The sequence below is a fragment of the Streptacidiphilus albus JL83 genome (assembly GCF_000744705.1).
GTDB lineage: Bacteria > Actinomycetota > Actinomycetes > Streptomycetales > Streptomycetaceae > Streptacidiphilus > Streptacidiphilus albus.
The window spans coordinates 6,086,824-6,105,266 of the sequence record NZ_JQML01000001.1 but is presented as its reverse complement, the minus strand read 5'-3'; the positions used below and the strand labels follow the sequence as shown (position 1 = coordinate 6,105,266).

The following is an 18,443-nucleotide window of genomic DNA, read 5'->3' as shown; positions in this document are numbered from 1 at the left end:
GGCCGGGCGACCCGCCGCCGCCGGGTCCATGGACTCGTGGTCGTCGCGTTGCATCCTGCGCAACGGATGCCTAAGCTCCGTCCACACGCGTAGCGAGAGCGGGACGGGCGGCAGATGGCGCAGACAGTGGACAGGGCCCTGGTCATCCTGGCCTCCCTGGCGGAGGGACCCGCCTCGCTGGAGCAGGCGGCGAACCGGATCGGGGTGCACAAGTCCACCGCCCTGCGGCTGCTGCGCACGCTGGAGGAGCACGGCTTCGTGCACCGGCAGTCCGACTACCGCTACCGGCTCGGCGGCAAGCTGTTCTCGCTGGCGCAGCTGGCGCTGGAGAGCATCGACGTCCGGGTGGTGGCCGCGCCGCACCTGGCGGCGCTGAACGAGCGCTGCGGCCACACCGTGCACCTGGCGGTGTACGAGGACGGCGAGGTGGTCTACGTCGACAAGCTGGAGAGCCGCTACCCGGTCCGGATGTACTCGCGGATCGGCAAGCGCGCCTCGCTGACCGCCTCCGCCGTCGGCAAGGTGCTGCTGGCCGACCTGCCGGAGGCCAGGCGGCGGGAGGTGGTGGAGGCGCTGGAGTACCCCGCCTACACGGCGCGCTCGCTGCGGACGCCGATGGAGCTGCGGGCGGAGCTGGAACAGGTCCGGGCCCAGGGCTGGGCGATGGACCGCAGCGAGTACGAGGAGACGGTGAACTGCATCGCGGTGCCGATCCGGGGGGTGGACGGCCGGACCATCGCGGCCTGCTCGATCTCCACCCCGACGGTGGTGGCGCCGATGGCCACGCTGCGGCGACTGGTCCCGGAGCTGATGCGGACCGCCGAGGCGGTCTCCCAGGAGTACGGCGGCCGGGGCTGACGCCGCCTCGGGACCGGCCTCGGGACCGGCCTCAGCCCGACTCCTCCTCGCCGCTGGAGCTGCTGCCCCGGTGCCAGGCGCGCGGCGCCCGCCACTCGTAGCGCAGCGCCAGCATCCGCACGGTGAAGGCGACCAGCGCGGCGGTGGTGCCGGTGACGGCGTCGAAGTCGTGGACGGTGATCAGCACCGCCGTGAGGATCGAGCCGACCAGGGCCGGAACCGCGTAGAGCGAGCGGTCCCAGCGCAGCAGCGAGGGCACCTCGCTGACCAGCAGGTCGCGGACGACGCCGCCGCCGGCCGCGGTGACCACCCCGAGGGCGACGGCGGCGACCGAACTGAGCCCGTAGTCGTGCGCCTTGGCGGTGCCGGTGACGCAGAACAGGCCGAGCCCGAGGGCGTCCAGGAACTGCACCGCGTTGTTGATCCGGGCCACCTCCGGATGGAGGAAGAAGACCACCGCGGTGGCGACCAGCGGGGTGAAGAAGTACCCCCGGTTCTGGAAGGCCGCCGGGGGCACCGCTCCGATGATCAGGTCGCGCAGCAGTCCCCCGCCGAGGGCGGTCGCCTCGGCGAGGACCGCGATGCCGAAGATGTCCAGGTTCTTGCGCACGGCGAGCAGCCCGCCGGAGAGCGCGAAGACGAAGATCCCGATCAGGTCGAGCGTCTGCTGCAGATCGGGCGAGAAGAGGCGCGAGGTGGTCACGCCCCTAGTTGTACCTGCTCAGTCGGTCTGCTCCGGGAAGTGGCAGGCCGCCTGGTGGCCGGTGGCCAGGGTGGCCAGCTGCGGCTCCTCGGTGGCGCAGACGTCCTGGGCCTTCCAGCAGCGGGTGCGGAACCGGCAGCCCGAGGGCGGGTTGATCGGTGACGGGACGTCACCGGTGAGCAGGATCCGCTCGCGCTTGCCGGCCCCCTTGCGGCGCGGGTCCGGCACCGGGACGGCCGACATCAGCGCCTTGGTGTACGGGTGCCGGGGCGCGGCGTAGAGCGACTCCCGGTCGGCCAGTTCGACGATCTTGCCGAGGTACATCACCGCGACCCGGTCGGAGACGTGCCGGACCACCGAGAGGTCGTGGGCGATGATCACGTAGGTGAGTCCCAGCTCCGACTGGAGGTCGTCGAGCAGGTTCACCACCTGGGCCTGGATCGACACGTCCAGCGCCGAGACCGGCTCGTCGGCGACGATCATCTTCGGCCGCAGCGCGAGCGCGCGGGCGATGCCGATGCGCTGGCGCTGGCCGCCGGAGAACTCGTGCGGGTAGCGGTTGTAGTGCTCCGGGCTGAGGCCGCACAGCTCCAGCATGTCCTGGACCGCGCGCTTCACGCCGTGCTCGGTCTTGACGTTCTGCAGCCGGAACGGCGCGCCGACGATGGTGCCCACGGTGTGCCGGGGGTTCAGCGAGGAGTACGGGTCCTGGAAGATCATCTGGATGTCCCGGCGCAGCGGCCGGATCTTCCCGGTGCTCAGGTGGGTGATGTCCACCCCCTCGAACTCCACGCTGCCGCCGGTCGGTTCGAGCAGCCGGGTGACCAGCCTGCCCATTGTCGACTTGCCGCAGCCGGACTCGCCGACCACGCCCAGGGTCTCCCCGGCGTTCACCGTGAAGCTGATCCCGTCGACCGCCTTCACGGCCCCGTTGACCCGCTGGAGCAGGCCCTTGCGGATGGGGAAGTGCTTCTCCAGCCCGGAGACCCGCAGCAGCGGCTCGCCCTCGCGGGCCGGTGCCGCCTTCGTCATCGTCGGGGCGGCGCTGTCGTCAGCCATGGGGGTTCTCGTCTCTCTCGCTCTACAGCCGGGGGGAGATCTCCTGGGCGAAGATCTCCTTCCGGGTCGCCTGGGGCAGGTGGCAGGCCACCCGGTGCTGCGGCGCGGTCTCGACCAGCAGCGGGATCTCGGTCTCCGAGGCGCCGTGGGTACGGTCGGCGAAGGGGCAGCGGGGGTGGAAGGCGCAGCCCTGCGGCAGGTTGATCAGGCTGGGCGGGCTGCCCTTGACCGGGACCAGCCGGTCCTGGCGCTCCCGGTCGATGCGCGGCATCGAGCCCAGCAGGCCCCAGGTGTAGGGGTGTTCGGGCTCCGTGAACAGGTTCTCGGCGGAGGTGTTCTCCACGCACTTGCCGCCGTACATCACCAGGATGTCGTCGGCGAGCTCGGCGACCACGCCGAGGTCGTGGGTGATGATGATGACGGCCGAGCCGAACTCCTGCTGGAGGTCCCGGATCAGGTCCAGGATCTGGGCCTGGACGGTGACGTCCAGCGCGGTCGTCGGCTCGTCGGCGATCAGCAGCGAGGGGTCGTTGACCAGCGCCATCGCGATCATCGCGCGCTGGCGCATGCCGCCGGAGAACTGGTGCGGGTAGTCGTCCACCCGGCGGTCCGGCTGCGGGATGCCGACCCGGTCGAGCATCTTCACGGCCTTGGCCCGGGCGTCCCGGCGGCTGGCCTCCGGGTGGTGCACCCGGTAGGCCTCGATGATCTGCTTGCCGACCGTGTAGTACGGGTGCATCGCGGTCAGCGGGTCCTGGAAGATCATGGCCATCTTCTGGCCGCGCAGCTGCCGGACCCGGTCGGCGTCGGCCGAGACCAGTTCCTCGCCGTCCATCCAGACCTCGCCGGTGACCCGGGCCCGGGCCGTGCGGTGCAGGCCCATGATGCCGAGCGAGGTGACCGACTTGCCGGAGCCCGACTCGCCGACGATGCCGAGGGTCTTGCCCCGGTCCAGGTCGAAGGTGAGCCCGTCGACCGCGCGGACCAGGCCGTCGTCGGTGTTGAAGTGGATCCGCAGGTCGCGGACGCTCAGAAAGGCGCTGCCGGGGGCCTCCTGGACCGGCTTCAGCAGGATGTCGGTCTCCGGCTCCGGCTGCTCCGCGGCCTGCTTCTCCAGGGGATTCTTCTTGCTCACAGGAACCTCACCCGGGGGTCGACAGCGGCGTACAGGATGTCGACGGCGAGGTTGGCGACGACGATGAAGAAGGCGGCGACCAGGGTGACCGCCATGATCTCCGGCAGGTCCTGGTTCTGGATCGCCAGGACGGCGAACTGGCCGATGCCCTGGAGCGAGAAGACGTTCTCGACCAGGATCGCCCCGCCGAGCAGCAGACCGAGGTCCATGCCGAAGATGGTCACGATGGGCGTCAGCGCGGCCCGCAGGCCGTGCTTGACCACGACCGTGCGCTCCGGCAGGCCCTTGGCACGGGCGGTCCTGATGTAGTCCTCACCCATGGTCTCCAGCATCCCGGCACGGGTGAGCCGGGCATAGAGCGCGGAGTAGAGGAAGGCGAGGCTGATCCAGGGCAGGACCAGGTTCTTCGCCCACATCAGCGGGTTCTGGGTGATGGGTATGTAGACGTCGTTGGCGAAGATCGGCCACTTGTAGCTGAACAGCGCCAGCGAGATCAGCCCGGTGAAGAAGATCGGCAGCGAGATGCCGGCCAGGGCGATGCCCATCGACAGCCGGTCCAGCAGCGAGCCCTTCTTCAGCGCGGAGAGCACGCCGATGCCGACGCCGGAGACGACCCAGAGCACGGCCGCGCCGATCGCCAGCGAGGCGGTGACCGGCAGCCGGGAGGTGATCAGCGGCCAGACGTCCAGGTGGCTCTTGAAGGAGTAGCCGAAGCAGGGGACGCCGCAGTGCGAGGCGTCGGGGCCGTACTGGAAGTCGCGCCCGGCGAAGATGCCGTGGATGTACTCCCAGTACTGCTGGTACAGCGGCTTGTCGAAGCCGAGGTTCTGCTCCACCGCCTTGATGGCGGCGGCGCTGGGGTCGCGCCCGACGTACTGGGCGGCGAGCTCGGTGGGCGTCTGCCCGGCGAGGCGTGGCACCAGGAAGAAGATGGCGAAGGTGACCGCGCTCACGATGAGCAGCAGTAGCACCGCGGCGAAGAGTCGCCGGAGGATGTACATGAGCACGGTAGTCCGGCCCCGGCGCCCGCCGACGGATCTCTCCGCCGGCGGGCGCCGCCGCCTTCACCTGCCTTCCGAATTTCTGGCAGTGCCTGCGTGGCTGCTACTGGTTGAGACCGATGTTGGCGTAGTCGTACATGCCGTACGACTCGTTGACGAAGACGTTGGTCGCGTTGCTGGGCCGGTACAGCAGGTCCTTGCGGTAGAGCAGCGGGACGATGCCCGCGTCCGCCATCGCGTCCTTGTCGATCGTGCCCCAGTCGACGGTGCGGGTCGCGACGTCGGGGGTGGCGATGGCCGAGTTGAGCAGGTTGTTGATGACCGGGTCGTTCAGCTCGGACAGGTTGGTGTTGCCGGAGGGCTTGATGGTGTTGCCGGCGAGGATCTGGTCCAGGAAGCCGTATCCGGACGGCCAGTCGGCGGCCCAGGCCATCATCATCAGACCGAGGTCGTGCGAGTGGACGTAGGCCGGGGAGCCGGCGTAGTCCTGGAAGTACTCGCCCGAGGTGTACTGCTTGATGTTGACGGTGATGCCGACCTTGGCCAGCGAGGCCTGCACGGCCTCGGCCATGGCGACCTCGCCCGGACGGTCGCTGCGGGCCGCGATGTTGGTGGTGAAGCCGTTCGGCTGGCCGCAGAGCGCGAGCTGGGCCTTGGCCGAGGCCAGGCCGTCGGCGGTGTCGGCGCCCTGGTTGCCGGTGCTCGGGTACAGGTTGAACGGGGTGTAGCCGGTCACCGTGGGCGGCAGGATGGTGGTGGCGATGTCACCGTGGACATTGCCGCCGGCCGCGGTCTGCACCGAGAGCTTGTCGATGCCGTACTCCACGGCCTCGCGGCAGTGGACGTTGTTGAACGGCGCGACGTTCTCCGAGATCGCCGTGTAGGCGAGCATCCCGGAGGGGGTGTCGTCCAGGTTGGCCTTCTCGGTCGGGCTGAGCAGCACGGTCGCCTGGGTGCTGGGCGCGATGCCGGTGCCGCCGAGGTCCATGGTCGCGTTGCCGTGGATCAGGTCCTGGTCGATGGTGGTCTGCGCGACGTTGAACTTGACGTCGATCTCGTTGGCGTACTGGTGCCGGATCGGGTCGCTGGCCTGGGTCCAGTTCGGGTTCTTGACCAGCACCGCGCCCTGGCCGTCGGTGTAGCTCTTGAACATGTACGGACCGGACGAAATGATGTTCTTGACGTAGTTCGCGCCGGTGTCGTCGGCCTGCGGCACGGGGGCCGTCTGCGGCATCGACACCAGGTAGTCGAAGTCCGCGAAGGGCTGGCTCAGGTTGAAGACGATGGTGGTGGCGTTGGGCGTCTGGATGGAGTTGAGGCCGCCCTTCGGGTCCTTGTAGGGGCCCTGGTACGCCGTGGTGTTCTGGACCAGCAGGTTGTTGAAGTACGTCGGCCCGTTGCTGAGCACGGCGGGGGCGAAGTTGCTGCGCTCCACCGCGTACTTGACGTCGGCCGAGGTGATCGGCAGGCCGTTGGAGAACTTGAGCCCGGCCCGGATGGTGTAGGTCCAGGTCTTGTCGTTGTTGCTGGCCACGCCGAGGCCGGTGGCCAGGTCGGGCTGCAGGGTGAGGCTCTTGCTCCCGGGGGTGGGCGCGAAGGTGGTCAGCGCCCGCGCGTACAGCCGGCTGAAGTCCCACATGTAGTCGTAGTAGGTGTTGCCCGGGTCCATCGAGTCGGGGGTGCTGGAGAGCTCGTAGGTCTCCGTGCCGCCGGTCGCCGTGGAGGGGTTGATCCGGCTGGTGTTGCCGGCGTTGTAGACGGCCGCGCCGGCCTTGGCCGAACCCGAACCGCCGGAGCCGGAGCCGGAGCTGCCCGAACTGCAGGCGGTCAGCGCCATCGCCGCTGAGGCGGCGGTGGCCAGGACCGCGAGGGTCCTCTTGCGCTTGCTGCTGTTCATCGTTGGTGGTTTCCCCTTCGCACGATGGGTTGGTGGGACCGGTCAGTTGGCACGCGGGTCGAGGGCGTCCCGGATCCCGTCGCCGAGCAGGTTGAAGGCGAGGACGGTGACGAAGATCGCCAGACCGGGCACGAGCATGAACTCGGGGTCGGCGCTGTAGAACGGGACCGCCTCGCTGAGCATCCCGCCCCAGGAGGCCTGCGGCGGCTCGATGCCCACGCCGAGGAAGCTCAGCGCCGACTCGAAGAGGATGTTGGTCGGGATCAGCAGCGTCGAGTAGACGATGATCGGGGCGACCAGGTTCGGCAGCAGCTCCTTGAACAGGATGTACGGGCCGCGGGCGCCGAGGCTGCGGGCGGCCTCGACGAACTCGCGCTGCTTCAGCGAGAGCGTCTGGCCGCGCACGATCCGGCCCATGTAGGGCCAGTTGAAGAAGCCGATGACGAAGATCAGGACGCTGATCTCCAGCGGCAGCCCGGTCAGCCCGAAGGCCCCGTTCTGCAGCGAGGCGGAGAGCGCGATGGCGAACAGCAGCAGCGGGAAGGCCAGGAAGATGTCCATCAGCCGGCTGACCACCGAGTCGACCCAGCCGCCGTAGTAACCGGCGGCGACGCCGAGGACGATGCCGATGACGTTGGAGAGGATGGTCGCGCCGAAGGCCACCGCCAGCGAGACCCAGGAGCCCTCGATCACCCGGGACAGCAGGTCGCGCCCGAACTGCGGTTCCACGCCCAGCGGGTGGGCCAAGCTCATGCCGCCGAAGGAGCCGGTGGGCTTGAGCAGCACCGGGTCGATCAGGTTCTGGTGGAAGGCGTTGGGGTGCAGTCCGAAGAGGGACTCGATCGGCTTGGCCAGCACCGCGAGCAGCACCAGCAGGGCGACCACGATGCCACCGGCCATGGCGACCTTGTCGCGGCGCAGCCGGGTCCAGGCGATCCGGCCGAGCGAGCGGCCCTCGATCCCCTTGCCCGCAGTTGTGGGCGCGCCGTCGTCCGGCCCTGCCTCGTCGGCTGATCCAGTGACCTCTAGTGGCGCAGACATGGCGTGTTGACTCCCTAGCAGTCTCACTGATGGTGCCAAGTGCAGTGGTACGAACGATCCGTGGCGCGATGAACCCGCGATGCTGCGTCTGATTGTCCGGCGTTCGGAAGGTAATTGTCATACTCGGAACAGGCCCAGAACTTCCGCTGCCGCGCCTCGGCACCCCGGCCTGCGCGGAGGTGTTCCGCCCAGCCCGCGAGTGCCGCGGGACCGGCCCGTCGGATGTGACGGCGACCCCTCGACACGGCGTTACTCCGCGCCCGGGGCGCGTCGTTGAGGCGTCACTCTTCAACAGCGGGAAGCAGATCCGCCACCCCTGAAGGGCAATGGATGCCCAACTGTGATCTGCTTCGATGCATGGCCGAGATATGCGAATACATCAATTCACACGACTGTTACCTGGACCCGGGAGTGCCGTCCAGGCTGCGGAAACGCTTCACGGCAGGCCAGCGCGTTCTTGACACCACTGCTACGAGTGTCACAGTGAGCGCAATTGACTGAGCGTCACCTCTCGCCGACCGTTCGGGTACGGTCCGGATGGGCCCACGGCACAGCATTATTCGGCCCGCGACCCGGGCGGCGCGGGACGGCAGGCACCGGACGTCCTACTACGAAACGGACGCAAGGGGCAGGAGCGTCAGTACTGGACAGCACGGTCGTAGAACGGCGCCGCGCGCACCTGGAGCCACAGCGCCACCGGATCATACGGATCGGACATCGCCACCGTCGAGACCGCCACCCCGGCCGGGGCGGAGCCCAGCGAGTGCTCCATCATCAGCCGCACCGACTCCACCGCGGCCGGTCCGGAGTCGAAGAGGTCGAGTCCGATCACCAGGTACGGCTCGCCCCAGGCCGGACGGACCCAGGCCCGGCGCAGCGAGCGCACCACCGGCGTCGCCTGCGCCGACTGCGCCAGCGCCGCGTAGAAGCCGTCGGCCCGCACCTCCGGCTCGCCGATCTGCAGCGGACCGGCCGGCAGCCGGTCCAGGCCGCCCGCGACCCGGCGCAGGTCCGCCCAGGGCACGCCGACCCCGCCGCCGGGCTGGTGCGGGTTCAGCCACAGGCCCCAGCGCTCCCGGTAGAGCGCGGCGGCGACCTCACGCCCGCTGCCCACCTGGTGCGCCCGGGACCAGCCGCTCGCCGCGAGCTGCTCGGCCGAGGTCACGCACGGCGCGTAGCCGAAGCCGCCGACCTCCATGTTCCCGTACTGGGCGTCCGGCCGACCGGCCTCGCCGAACCAGAGCAGCATCCACACCTGGCCCTCGCCGAGAGCGCCCAGCAGTGCCTCGTACGTGTCGAAGCGCCCCGGAGCCACCTCCAGCAGCGCCCGCTCGATGGCGCCCCCGCCGCCTGCCTGGACCACTCTGCCGCCCTCTCCCCGCGCGCCCGTCTCGGCCTGCTCCCTTTCGAACAGCTCAGCCTATCCCGCTAGGCACGGGCGAAGAACGGCTGGACCGAGGTCAGCATCCAGTCCGCGAGCGGGTCGTCGACCACGTTCAGCAGCACGATCCCGACCTCCCAGGGCAGCGGCACCGCGCCCAGCGCCCGGCCCAGGGCCAGGTTGGCGGCCTGCTGGTCCTGGACCTCGGCGCGGGCCAGCTCCACCCCGACGAACAGCTTCTCCCGGTCCTGCTCGACCTGGACCAGCGCCCGGCGGGCCGTCAGCACCACGGGCGTGACCGAGAGTTCACCGATCGCCGCGACCAGGAACTCCACCGGGTCCTCGTGCGCCTCGGGCACCCGCAGCCCCAGCCGGGCGGCGAAGGCGGCCCTCGGCTCGGCCGCCGCGCGGGCGTCGGTGGCGCCGCGCAGCTGGGGCACCCCGCCCGCCGGAATCGGGATCCCGACCGCGCCCTCCGGGTTGACCACGATCCCGACGCCCAGCGGCATCCCCTCGGCCAGCTCGCACACCGGCGCCACCGCGAACGGCAGGTCGCCGGCGATCAGCCGGAACTGCTCCTCGGAGCTGAACACCGGCACGAAGGGCTGGCCGGCCAGCTCGGTCGTCGGCAGGTCCAGCGTCGAACCGTCGCGGGTGGGTCCGCCGGGCAGCGGCAGCCAGACGTGGCTGCGGCGCAGCACCTCGACCACCCGCGGTGTCGCGCCCGGGTCGCCGACGGCGCTGGTGAGCACCTGCTCCAGCTCGTTGGCGGGCCAGCCGCCGGTCGCGCTCTGCGCCGGAATCACCGGGTGCTGCATCGTCCCTACCACCGTTCTCCGACGTGACCTCCTCGCAGGATAACGACCGCGACCCGGCCGCAGGGGACGGACGCGATGTATGTCACTACGGCCGTCACCGCGGCTGTCACTGCGGCGCGGGACACCTTCGCCGGGCGGGCGGGCGACGCGCCCCTGCGACCGGCCCGCGCTCCATGCCATGATGAGCGTGCCCAACAACTTCACACCGGCCGTTCGAACCCGCGCGGGAGAGCCAGGCCAGCCCCACCTCCCCCGGCGGGAGCGGGGTTGCAGTCGGCGCCGAAGGAGCAAGCCCTCCCCGGAAACTCTCAGGCACAGCTACCGCACGGGCGAGGCACATCTGGAAAGTGGTCGACCGCGGGCGTACGCCCGGGGCAGGCCCACCAACGGTGCAAGCCGCGCGTCCCCGTTCTCCGGCGGGCGCCCGGTGAAGCTCTCAGGTTGCAGCGACAGAGGGGGAGAGCCCCGCTGCGGCATGCCCTGCATGCGCCTGTCCGAGAGCACCGAGGAGTCCTTTCCATGTCGTCCCCCGATTCGACCGCCGCTGCGCCCTTGCGCCTCACCGCGCTGGACGCCGTGCACCGCGCCCTGGGCGCCACCATGACCGACTTCGCCGGCTGGGACATGCCGCTGCGCTACGGCAGCGAGCGCGAGGAGCACCTCGCCGTCCGCAACCGGGCCGGCCTGTTCGACCTCTCCCACATGGGCGAGATCACCCTCACCGGCCCCCAGGCGGGCGAGCTGCTCGACCACGCGCTGGTCGGCTTCGTCTCCGCGCTGGGCGTGAACCGCGCCCGCTACACCATGATCTGTGCCCCGGACGGCGGCATCCTGGACGACCTGATCGTCTACCGCACCGGCGAGACCGAGTTCCTGGTCGTCGCCAACGCCTCCAACGCCCAGGTGGTCCTGGACGCGCTGACCGAGCGCGCGGCCGGCTTCGACGCCGTGGTCCGCGACGACCGCGACGCCTACGCGCTGATCGCGATCCAGGGCCCGGAGGCGACCGGCATCCTCGCCCCGCTCACCGAGGCCGACCTGCCGGCGCTGAAGTACTACACCGCCCTGCCGACCACCGTGGCCGGCCGCCCGGCACTTCTCGCCCGCACCGGCTACACCGGCGAGGACGGCTTCGAGCTGTTCGTCGCGCCCGGTGACGCGGTGGCGCTCTGGGAGGCCCTGACGGCGGCGGGCGCCGGGTCCGGACTGGTCCCCTGCGGGCTGTCCTGCCGCGACACCCTGCGGCTGGAGGCCGGCATGCCGCTCTACGGCCACGAGCTGACCACCTCGCTCACCCCCTTCGACGCCGGCCTGGGCCGGGTCGTCCGCTTCGACAAGACCACCAACGGCGGGGACTTCGTCGGCCGGGTGGCGCTGGAGAAGGCCGCCGCCGAGGCCGCCGCCCAGCCGCCGCGGGTCCTGGTCGGCCTGGTCTCGCCCGGACGCCGGGTGCCGCGTGCCGGGATGGACGTGGTGTCGGCGACCGACGGCACCGTCATCGGCTCGATCACCTCCGGCGCGCCCTCGCCGACGCTGGGCAAGCCGATCGCGATGGCCTATGTGGACGCCGCGCACGCCGAGCCGGGCAGCACCGTCGCCGTGGACGTCCGCGGCAGCCACGAGCCGGTCGGGGTCGTCGCCCTGCCGTTCTACAAGCGCGCCCGCTGACCCACCGCAGCGCCGCTCCCCCGCCGCCGTCCACCACCTGGACGGTGGGCGACCCGTTTCGCCGTTCCCGTACCTCATCCTGGAGAATCGACACCATGAGCAACCCCCAGCACCTCACGTACAGCAAGGAACACGAGTGGCTGACGACCGCCGAGGACGGCGTGTCGACCGTGGGCATCACCGCCTTCGCCGCCAACGCGCTCGGTGACGTGGTCTACGTGCAGCTTCCCGAGGTCGGCGACACCGTGACCGCGGGCGAGACCTGCGGTGAGCTGGAGTCGACCAAGTCGGTCAGCGACCTGTACTCCCCCGCGACCGGCGAGGTCGTCGAGGCGAACCAGGCCGTGGTGGACGACCCGTCGCTGGTCAACTCCGCTTCCTTCACCGAGGGCTGGCTGTTCAAGATCCGCCTCGACGGCACGCCCGAGGGCCTGCTGACCGCCGACGAGTACTCCGCCCACACCGGCGCCTGAGCACTCCAGACCTCTCCGAGGAAGAACACCATGACGGTTCTGAACCAGTCTCTGCACGAGCTCGACCCCGAGGTCGCCGCCGCCGTGGACGCCGAGCTGCACCGCCAGCAGTCCACCCTGGAGATGATCGCCTCCGAGAACTTCGCCCCGGTCGCGGTGCTGGAGGCACAGGGCTCGGTGCTGACCAACAAGTACGCCGAGGGCTACCCCGGCCGCCGCTACTACGGCGGCTGCGAGCACGTCGACGTGGTCGAGCAGCTGGCGATCGACCGGGTCAAGGCGCTGTTCGGCGCCGAGCACGCCAACGTCCAGCCGCACTCGGGCGCGTCGGCCAACGCCGCCGCGATGTTCGCGCTGATCAAGCCGGGCGACACGATCCTGGGCCTGGACCTGGCCCACGGCGGTCACCTGACCCACGGCATGAAGATCAACTTCTCCGGCAAGCTGTACAACGTGGCCGCGTACCACGTCGACCCGGAGACCAACCTGGTCGACATGGACGAGGTCGAGCGCCTCGCCAAGGAGCACCAGCCGCAGCTGATCATCGCCGGCTGGTCCGCCTACCCGCGCCAGCTCGACTTCGCCGCCTTCCGCCGGATCGCCGACTCGGTCGGCGCGCTGCTGATGGTGGACATGGCGCACTTCGCCGGCCTGGTCGCGGCGGGGCTGCACCCCTCCCCCGTGCCCTACGCCGACGTGGTCACCACCACCACCCACAAGACCCTCGGCGGCCCCCGCGGCGGCGTGATCCTCTCCAAGGCCGAGTACGCCAAGAAGATCAACTCCGCGGTCTTCCCCGGCCAGCAGGGCGGTCCGCTGGAGCACGTGATCGCCGCCAAGGCGGTGGCCTTCAAGGTCGCCGCGACGGAGGAGTTCAAGGACCGCCAGCAGCGCACCCTTGAGGGCGCGAAGATCCTCGCCGACCGGCTCACCCAGCCGGACGCCACGGCGGCCGGCGTCTCCGTGCTGTCCGGCGGCACCGACGTCCACCTGGTCCTGGTCGACCTGCGCAACTCGGAGCTCGACGGCCAGCAGGCCGAGGACCGGCTGCACTCGGTGGGCATCACCGTCAACCGCAACGCCATCCCGTTCGACCCCCGTCCGCCGATGGTCACCTCCGGCCTGCGGATCGGCGCCCCGGCGCTGGCCACCCGCGGCTTCGGCGCCGAGGACTTCACCGAGGTCGCGGACATCATCGCGGAGGCGCTCAAGCCCTCCTTCGACGAGACCGTGAAGTCGGCCCTCGCCGCCCGGGTCACCGCCCTGGCCGAGAAGCACCCGCTCTACCCGGGCCTGTAGGCCCCGGCTCCGGCCGGTCCGTAGCGAACTGTTCCGACGCTGTTCGGGAGCCGTTCCGGACCGGATCCGGATCCATTCGGCGGGGCACCGCGCACACTGGACAGTGGGCCGGTGCCCCGCCGCACGTACCCGACCCGCGCAACTCGTTCCCGCGCGCACCCGCGCAACCGCGCCACCGGGCCCCGACCTCGGGCCCTTCCCGGCACCGCACCCCCACCACCAAGACAAGGGCGTCTCCCGTGGCCATCAGCGTCTTCGACCTCTTCTCCATCGGCATCGGGCCGTCCAGCTCCCACACGGTCGGACCGATGCGGGCGGCGCGGATGTTCGCGCGCCGGCTGAAGTCCGAGGGCCTGCTCGCCCAGACCGTCTCGCTCCGGGCCGAGCTCTTCGGCTCGCTGGGCGCGACCGGCCACGGCCACGGCACCCCGAAGGCCGTCCTGCTGGGGCTGGAGGGCAACTCCCCGCGCACCGTGGACATCGCCAAGGCCGACCTGGACGTCGAACGGATCAAGGCCGACCGGCGGCTCTCGCTCCTCGGCGACCACGGGATCGCCTTCGACCCCGACACCCAGCTGATACTCCACCGCCGCCGCTCGCTGCCGTACCACGCCAACGGGATGACCCTCGCGGCCTTCGACGCCGAGGGCGCGCCGCTGCTGGAGAAGACCTACTACTCGGTCGGCGGCGGCTTCGTCGTCGACGAGGACGCCATCGGCGCGGACCGGGTCAAGCCCGACGACACCGTGCTCCGCTACCCGTTCCGGACCGGCGCCGAGCTGCTGCGGCTGGCCTCCGAGACCGGCCTGTCCGTCTCCTCGTTGATGCTGGAGAACGAGAAGGCCTGGCGCACCGAGGACGAGATCCGCTCCGGCCTGCTGGCGATCTGGGACGTGATGCAGGAGTGCGTCCGCGCCGGGATGAACCACGAGGGCATCCTGCCCGGCGGCCTCAAGGTCCGCCGCCGCGCCGCCCCCGCCTCCCGGGCCCTGCGCACCGAGGGCATCAGCCCGGCCAACGCGATGGAGTGGGTCACCCTCTACGCGATGGCCGTGAACGAGGAGAACGCGGCCGGCGGCCGGGTGGTCACCGCCCCGACCAACGGCGCGGCCGGCATCATCCCGGCGGTCCTGCACTACTACCTGAACTTCATCCAGGGCGCGGACGACGACGGCATCGTCCGCTTCCTGCTGACCGCCGGCGCGATCGGGATGCTCTTCAAGGAGAACGCCTCGATCTCCGGCGCCGAGGTCGGCTGCCAGGGCGAGGTCGGCTCGGCCTGCTCCATGGCGGCCGGCGGCCTGGCCGAGGTCCTCGGCGGCACCCCGGAGCAGGTCGAGAACGCCGCCGAGATCGGCATCGAGCACAACCTCGGCCTCACCTGCGACCCGGTCGGCGGCCTGGTCCAGATCCCCTGCATCGAGCGCAACGGCATGGCCTCGGTCAAGGCGGTCACCGCCGCCCGGATGGCGCTGCGCGGCGACGGCCGCCACCACGTCTCGCTGGACAAGGCGATCAAGACGATGAAGGAGACCGGCGCCGACATGAAGGTCAAGTACAAGGAGACCTCCCGGGGCGGCCTCGCGGTCAACGTCATCGAGTGCTGAGGTGGCAGGGCGCGTCCCCGGGGCGTCCGGCGGCTCGGCAGGGATGGCAGCCGGGCGACGCGGGGGCAGGTCAGGACAGCTGCAGCAGGGTGCGGACCTCGGCCGCGAGCATGGCCGAGAGGTCGCGGGGGTCGCGGTCGGGGTCGGCCTCGCCGTGGATGCCGAGGTGCACCCGGTCGCGGTAGCGGCTGGCCGCGATGGCGAGGGTGTGGCCCTGGGCCAGCGGCGGCAGCGGGTTCATGGCCGTGAGCGGGGCTCCGGCGAGGGTGAACCGCAGGCCCGGCAGCGGGACGTCGGTGACCAGGGCGTCGAAGAGCAGCGGGGCCGAGGGCCGCAGCAGCGGCCCGGTGAAGCGCTGGACCCCGGGCGGCAGCAGGTCCGGCAGGGTGGCGACGGCGCCGGGGCCGCGCAGCGGACCGCGCGCCTTGTGCGCGGACATCGCCTCCCGCACCCGGTAGAGCCGGATCAGCGGGTCCGGTTCGGCCAGCGGCAGGGTGACCAGGAATCCGGAGAGCTGGTTGCCCTGCTCGGCGTCCTCGGTCCGGGCCCGTTGGCTGACCGGCACCAGGACGCGGGTGCTGCGCAGCGCGGGGTCGCGGCCCAGGTCCAGGAACCAGCGCCGCAGCCCGCCGGCGACCACGGCCAGGACGATGTCGTGCAGGGTGCCCCCGTGCGCCCGGCGGATCAGCTGGAGGTCGCGGGTGGCGAGCGACGGCAGCGCCAGGACCCGCTCCCCGGCGACCGCGCCCGTGGTCCCGGTCGCGCCGGTGTGCAGCGGTGTACCGACCGGCCGCCAGCCCTCCGCGACCCGGCTGCCGACCACGGCCGTGGCGACCTCGGCCGCGACCCGGGCCGAGCGCAGGGTACGCCGGGTGAACCCGTCCAGCCCCGCCGCCAACCCGGCGGCCAGGCCCGGGTGTCGGGACGGCGGTGGTTCGGGGGCGGGTTGCCGGTCCGCCTCCAGCCGGTCCAGCAGCCTGACCCCGAGCTCGACCGCGCGCAGGCCGTCCACGGCCGCGTGGTGCACCTTCAGCAGCAGGGTGAAGCCCTGGGCGAGTCCGCCGCCGGTGAGGAGGTGGATCTCCCAGGGCGGCAGCTCGCGCCGCAGCGGCGCCGCCATCAGCGCGGCAGTGACCCGTTCCAGCGCGCCCGGACCCTCCAGCGGGTGGACCCCGATGTGCTGCCGGGCGGCGAAGCGGGGGTCGTCGACCCAGCGCGGCGGGTCCAGCGGGTTCCACGGCACGTGCACCCGCTGGCGGAGGCGGGCCGAGCGGCCCGCGCGTTCGGCGAGCAGGGACACCAGCGACTCGGCGTCCGGCGCTCCGCCGGGCCCGAAGTGCAGCAGCGCACCGAGGTGCAGCGGCGCCGCTTCGGACTCGAGGCTCCAGAAGGCCATGTCCAAAGGGCGAAGTTCGGCTGTGGTCGTGGTCACTGGAACGGGCCGCCTTTCCTCGTCCGGAGCGCCGCCGTCAGTAGCCGCCCCCGCTTCGAACGAGCGTGCCCTGGAGGACTTGCGTACTGCCTAAGCGCGGGTCCGAGCGCGGTGGCGCCGCGCCCCGCCGCCCGCGCCGGTCACCAGCTCTCGCCGGCGTCGGCCGCGGACTCCTCGTCGCCGAGCACGGAGGCGACCGCGTCGAACAGGCTGAGGTCGAGCATGGTGTGCGCCGCCGTGTCATCGGTCGAGCCGAAGCCGACGTTGTAGACGGCCGAGCTGACGGTGAAGTCGTCGTCCAGCGCATAGCTCTGGAAGGCCCAGTCGTTCGGGCCGACCGGGGCGTCCTCGACGGTGCGCGCGGTGATCCGCCCGTCGTGCTCGTAGTCGAAGCCGAAATCGGTGAAGCGGAACTGCATGCCGAGGCCGAGCGCCTTGCTGTAGGACTCCTTGAGCGTCCACAACCGCACCAGTGCCGGGTCGCGCAGCTCCGGCGCCAGCGCCTCGATCCGGGCCAGTTCGTCGGGGGTGCACCAGTGCCGTGCCAGGCCGGCCTCGTGGAACTCGCGGCGCGCGTCCTCCACGTCGACGCCGATGAAGCCACTGGTGGTCAGTCCGACCAGGAGCAGCCCCTCGGTGTGGCTGAGGCTGATGTCCAGCGCGTCGTTGCCGCGCAGATAGGGGCGGCCGGTGGAGCGGTAGCCCAGCTCCAGGGACTCCGGTGCAACCTGGAGCGCCGCCCCGGCCGCGTACTTGAGCAGTACCCGGGAGGCGGCGAAGCGGTTCCTGACGTCCGGCCGGGACAGGTCCAGGTAGCGGCTCCAGTCCCGGCCCAGCAGGGCCCGGAGCCGGGGGCCGGGGGCCTGGTCCGGCCGCCAGTCCCCGGTGCGGGCGTAGACCAGCGCGGTGCCGTACGCGGCCAGGTCAGCGCCGATCCGGTGCCAGGGCCCGTCCCGGCCGGCGATCCTGATCAGCGGTCCGAACGGCTGCACCGACCGGCTCCGCTCCGCTGCGGTCATCGAATTCCTCCAGTTGCTGCTTGAGTGCGCCGAGCACGTCGGAAGCCAGGGCACCGTCCACGACACGGTGGTCGAAGGCCAGGTTCAGCCGCATGACCGGGACGACGGCGACCGCGCCGTCCCGCACCACCGGACGGTCCACGACCCGTCCGAGGTTGACGGTGAGCGCGGTGCCGCCGACCGAGTGGAAGCCGTCCACCTGGCCGTGGCCGAGCGAGCTGACCGAGACGGTGCCGAAGACCTGCTCCCGGCGGGCGAGGTCGCGCATGGCCAGCCCGAACGCCAGCCGTCCCAGCGGCACCGGCAGCCGGACCAGCTTGCGCACCCCGGCGAACTCGGGCAGCTGGTCGGTGCCGGGGCCCCGGTAGCGGTCGACCCGCTGCTGGATTTCGGCCAGGCCGGCCCGCTCGACACCGGGCACCAGCGCCGACAGCACGCTGCGCTCGCCCTGCAGTTCGCGGTCCAGCGCCAGTTTGGCGGTGACCCCGTCGTAGCGGGCGACCCGCGGCGCGCGCCAGCGGCTGGGCCAGCCCGGGGCCATCACCGCATTGGCGGCCGGGTACTCGGCGAGCACCCGGCCGACCGCGAACAGCACGTAGCTGACCCGGGAGAAGGTGCGGCCCGAGGCGTCGCGGGCGGCCTCGCGGTGGGCCTCCACCCGCGCCATGTCCACCTCGGTGTCCAGGAAGACCGCCCGCTGCCGGGCCGCGAACTCCTGGAAGTAGACCGTGTGCCGGCGGCCCTGGACCGGCACGATCCGGGGCCCGGTCATGCGCCGACCGCCACCCGGCGGATCTGCTCCAGGCTGCGGGCCTCCAGGACCCTGCCCACCGGGATCCGCTGCCCGGTGGCCCGCTCCAGGGCCGAGACCAGTTTCAGCAGGTGCAGCGAGTCCCAGCCGGGAAGGGAGTCGAAGTCGCTCTCGAGTGCGGGAAGGTCCAGGTCCAGACCGGTGGCGTCGCGCAGCAGCACGACATAGTCCTCGGGCGTGGCGATCGGAGCGGTCACAGTGCTCTCCTCCTGGGATAGCCGGGTCGGGCGGGAACGGGCAG

General features: G+C 71.4%; 17 protein-coding genes and 1 riboswitch. Of the genes, 5 read left to right on the top strand and 12 right to left on the bottom strand.

The window, feature by feature from the left end:
- The first annotated feature begins 114 nt into the window (after window positions 1–114).
- Entirely contained in the window at window positions 115–858 is a 744-nt protein-coding gene (locus tag BS75_RS26695; protein WP_034090064.1) for an IclR family transcriptional regulator, read from the top strand.
- 31 nt (window positions 859–889) lie between these two features.
- On the opposite strand, the gene BS75_RS26690 is transcribed toward BS75_RS26695, so the two are convergent.
- From BS75_RS26690 to BS75_RS26655, 8 genes are all read right to left on the bottom strand, one after another.
- Window positions 890–1,561: a trimeric intracellular cation channel family protein gene (locus BS75_RS26690; RefSeq protein ID WP_034090063.1), complete on the bottom strand. Its 672-nt coding sequence runs from the start codon at window positions 1,559–1,561 to the stop codon at window positions 890–892.
- Between the two features lie 18 nt (window positions 1,562–1,579).
- Complete coding sequence (locus tag BS75_RS26685) at window positions 1,580–2,620, bottom strand: ABC transporter ATP-binding protein (protein ID WP_034090062.1); 1,041 nt, start codon at window positions 2,618–2,620, stop codon at window positions 1,580–1,582.
- Window positions 2,621–2,642: 22 nt separating this feature from the next.
- Window positions 2,643–3,695, bottom strand: a complete 1,053-nt coding sequence (locus BS75_RS26680; protein ID WP_042437369.1) for an ABC transporter ATP-binding protein — start codon at window positions 3,693–3,695, stop codon at window positions 2,643–2,645.
- 56 nt (window positions 3,696–3,751) lie between these two features.
- Window positions 3,752–4,762 (bottom strand): ABC transporter permease, encoded by a 1,011-nt coding sequence (locus tag BS75_RS26675; RefSeq protein WP_152645706.1) that lies wholly within the window; start codon window positions 4,760–4,762, stop codon window positions 3,752–3,754.
- 97 nt (window positions 4,763–4,859) lie between these two features.
- Complete coding sequence (locus BS75_RS26670; RefSeq protein WP_034090060.1) at window positions 4,860–6,653, bottom strand: ABC transporter substrate-binding protein; 1,794 nt, start codon at window positions 6,651–6,653, stop codon at window positions 4,860–4,862.
- A gap of 42 nt (window positions 6,654–6,695) precedes the next feature.
- Entirely contained in the window at window positions 6,696–7,694 is a 999-nt protein-coding gene (locus BS75_RS26665) for an ABC transporter permease (protein ID WP_034090059.1), read from the bottom strand.
- A gap of 637 nt (window positions 7,695–8,331) precedes the next feature.
- Window positions 8,332–9,057 carry an enhanced serine sensitivity protein SseB C-terminal domain-containing protein gene (locus tag BS75_RS26660; protein ID WP_042437342.1) on the bottom strand — a complete coding sequence of 242 codons (726 nt, stop codon included), beginning with the start codon at window positions 9,055–9,057 and terminating at the stop codon, window positions 8,332–8,334.
- 65 nt (window positions 9,058–9,122) lie between these two features.
- Window positions 9,123–9,893, bottom strand: coding sequence for an enhanced serine sensitivity protein SseB C-terminal domain-containing protein (locus BS75_RS26655; protein WP_034090058.1), 771 nt, complete (start codon window positions 9,891–9,893; stop codon window positions 9,123–9,125).
- Between the two features lie 214 nt (window positions 9,894–10,107).
- A riboswitch (glycine riboswitch) is annotated at window positions 10,108–10,227 on the top strand.
- Between the two features lie 185 nt (window positions 10,228–10,412).
- Here BS75_RS26655 and gcvT point away from each other — a divergent pair.
- The 4 genes from gcvT (at window position 10,413) to BS75_RS26635 (ending at window position 14,940) form a co-directional block, all read left to right on the top strand.
- Window positions 10,413–11,561, top strand: coding sequence for a glycine cleavage system aminomethyltransferase GcvT (gcvT, locus tag BS75_RS26650; RefSeq protein WP_034090057.1), 1,149 nt, complete (start codon window positions 10,413–10,415; stop codon window positions 11,559–11,561).
- Window positions 11,562–11,656: 95 nt separating this feature from the next.
- Entirely contained in the window at window positions 11,657–12,034 is a 378-nt protein-coding gene (gcvH, locus tag BS75_RS26645) for a glycine cleavage system protein GcvH (RefSeq protein WP_034090056.1), read from the top strand.
- Window positions 12,035–12,064: 30 nt separating this feature from the next.
- Entirely contained in the window at window positions 12,065–13,333 is a 1,269-nt protein-coding gene (gene glyA / locus BS75_RS26640; protein WP_034090055.1) for a serine hydroxymethyltransferase, read from the top strand.
- Window positions 13,334–13,572: 239 nt separating this feature from the next.
- Window positions 13,573–14,940, top strand: coding sequence for an L-serine ammonia-lyase (locus BS75_RS26635; RefSeq protein ID WP_034090054.1), 1,368 nt, complete (start codon window positions 13,573–13,575; stop codon window positions 14,938–14,940).
- A gap of 70 nt (window positions 14,941–15,010) precedes the next feature.
- Here the strand turns inward: BS75_RS26635 and BS75_RS26630 are convergent, their stop codons facing one another.
- The 4 genes from BS75_RS26630 to BS75_RS26615 all read right to left on the bottom strand — a co-directional run bounded on the left by BS75_RS26630 (window position 15,011) and on the right by BS75_RS26615 (window position 18,399).
- Window positions 15,011–16,372: a wax ester/triacylglycerol synthase domain-containing protein gene (locus tag BS75_RS26630; RefSeq protein ID WP_152645705.1), complete on the bottom strand. Its 1,362-nt coding sequence runs from the start codon at window positions 16,370–16,372 to the stop codon at window positions 15,011–15,013.
- 140 nt (window positions 16,373–16,512) lie between these two features.
- A complete protein-coding gene (locus BS75_RS26625) occupies window positions 16,513–17,391 on the bottom strand; it encodes a 4'-phosphopantetheinyl transferase family protein (RefSeq protein ID WP_042437340.1) in 879 nt (292 codons plus the stop codon).
- Entirely contained in the window at window positions 17,297–18,163 is an 867-nt protein-coding gene (locus BS75_RS26620; RefSeq protein ID WP_034090052.1) for a 2-oxo acid dehydrogenase subunit E2, read from the bottom strand. Before BS75_RS26620 ends, BS75_RS26625 begins: the two co-directional genes overlap by 95 nt.
- Window positions 18,160–18,399: an acyl carrier protein gene (locus BS75_RS26615; RefSeq protein WP_231607903.1), complete on the bottom strand. Its 240-nt coding sequence runs from the start codon at window positions 18,397–18,399 to the stop codon at window positions 18,160–18,162. Before BS75_RS26615 ends, BS75_RS26620 begins: the two co-directional genes overlap by 4 nt.
- Between the last annotated feature and the right edge of the window lie 44 nt (window positions 18,400–18,443).

Excerpts from the sequence above, each read along its gene's own strand:
- BS75_RS26655 (WP_034090058.1), bottom strand. The coding sequence starts at position 9,893 with ATGCAGCACCCGGTGATTCCGGCGCAGAGCGCGACCGGCGGCTGGCCC.
- BS75_RS26685 (WP_034090062.1), bottom strand. The coding sequence starts at position 2,620 with ATGGCTGACGACAGCGCCGCCCCGACGATGACGAAGGCGGCACCGGCC.
- gcvH (WP_034090056.1), top strand. The coding sequence starts at position 11,657 with ATGAGCAACCCCCAGCACCTCACGTACAGCAAGGAACACGAGTGGCTG.
- glyA (WP_034090055.1), top strand. The coding sequence starts at position 12,065 with ATGACGGTTCTGAACCAGTCTCTGCACGAGCTCGACCCCGAGGTCGCC.
- BS75_RS26695 (WP_034090064.1), top strand. The coding sequence starts at position 115 with ATGGCGCAGACAGTGGACAGGGCCCTGGTCATCCTGGCCTCCCTGGCG.
- BS75_RS26620 (WP_034090052.1), bottom strand. The coding sequence starts at position 18,163 with ATGACCGGGCCCCGGATCGTGCCGGTCCAGGGCCGCCGGCACACGGTC.
- gcvT (WP_034090057.1), top strand. The coding sequence starts at position 10,413 with ATGTCGTCCCCCGATTCGACCGCCGCTGCGCCCTTGCGCCTCACCGCG.
- BS75_RS26670 (WP_034090060.1), bottom strand. The coding sequence starts at position 6,653 with ATGAACAGCAGCAAGCGCAAGAGGACCCTCGCGGTCCTGGCCACCGCC.
- BS75_RS26665 (WP_034090059.1), bottom strand. The coding sequence starts at position 7,694 with ATGTCTGCGCCACTAGAGGTCACTGGATCAGCCGACGAGGCAGGGCCG.
- BS75_RS26625 (WP_042437340.1), bottom strand. The coding sequence starts at position 17,391 with ATGACCGCAGCGGAGCGGAGCCGGTCGGTGCAGCCGTTCGGACCGCTG.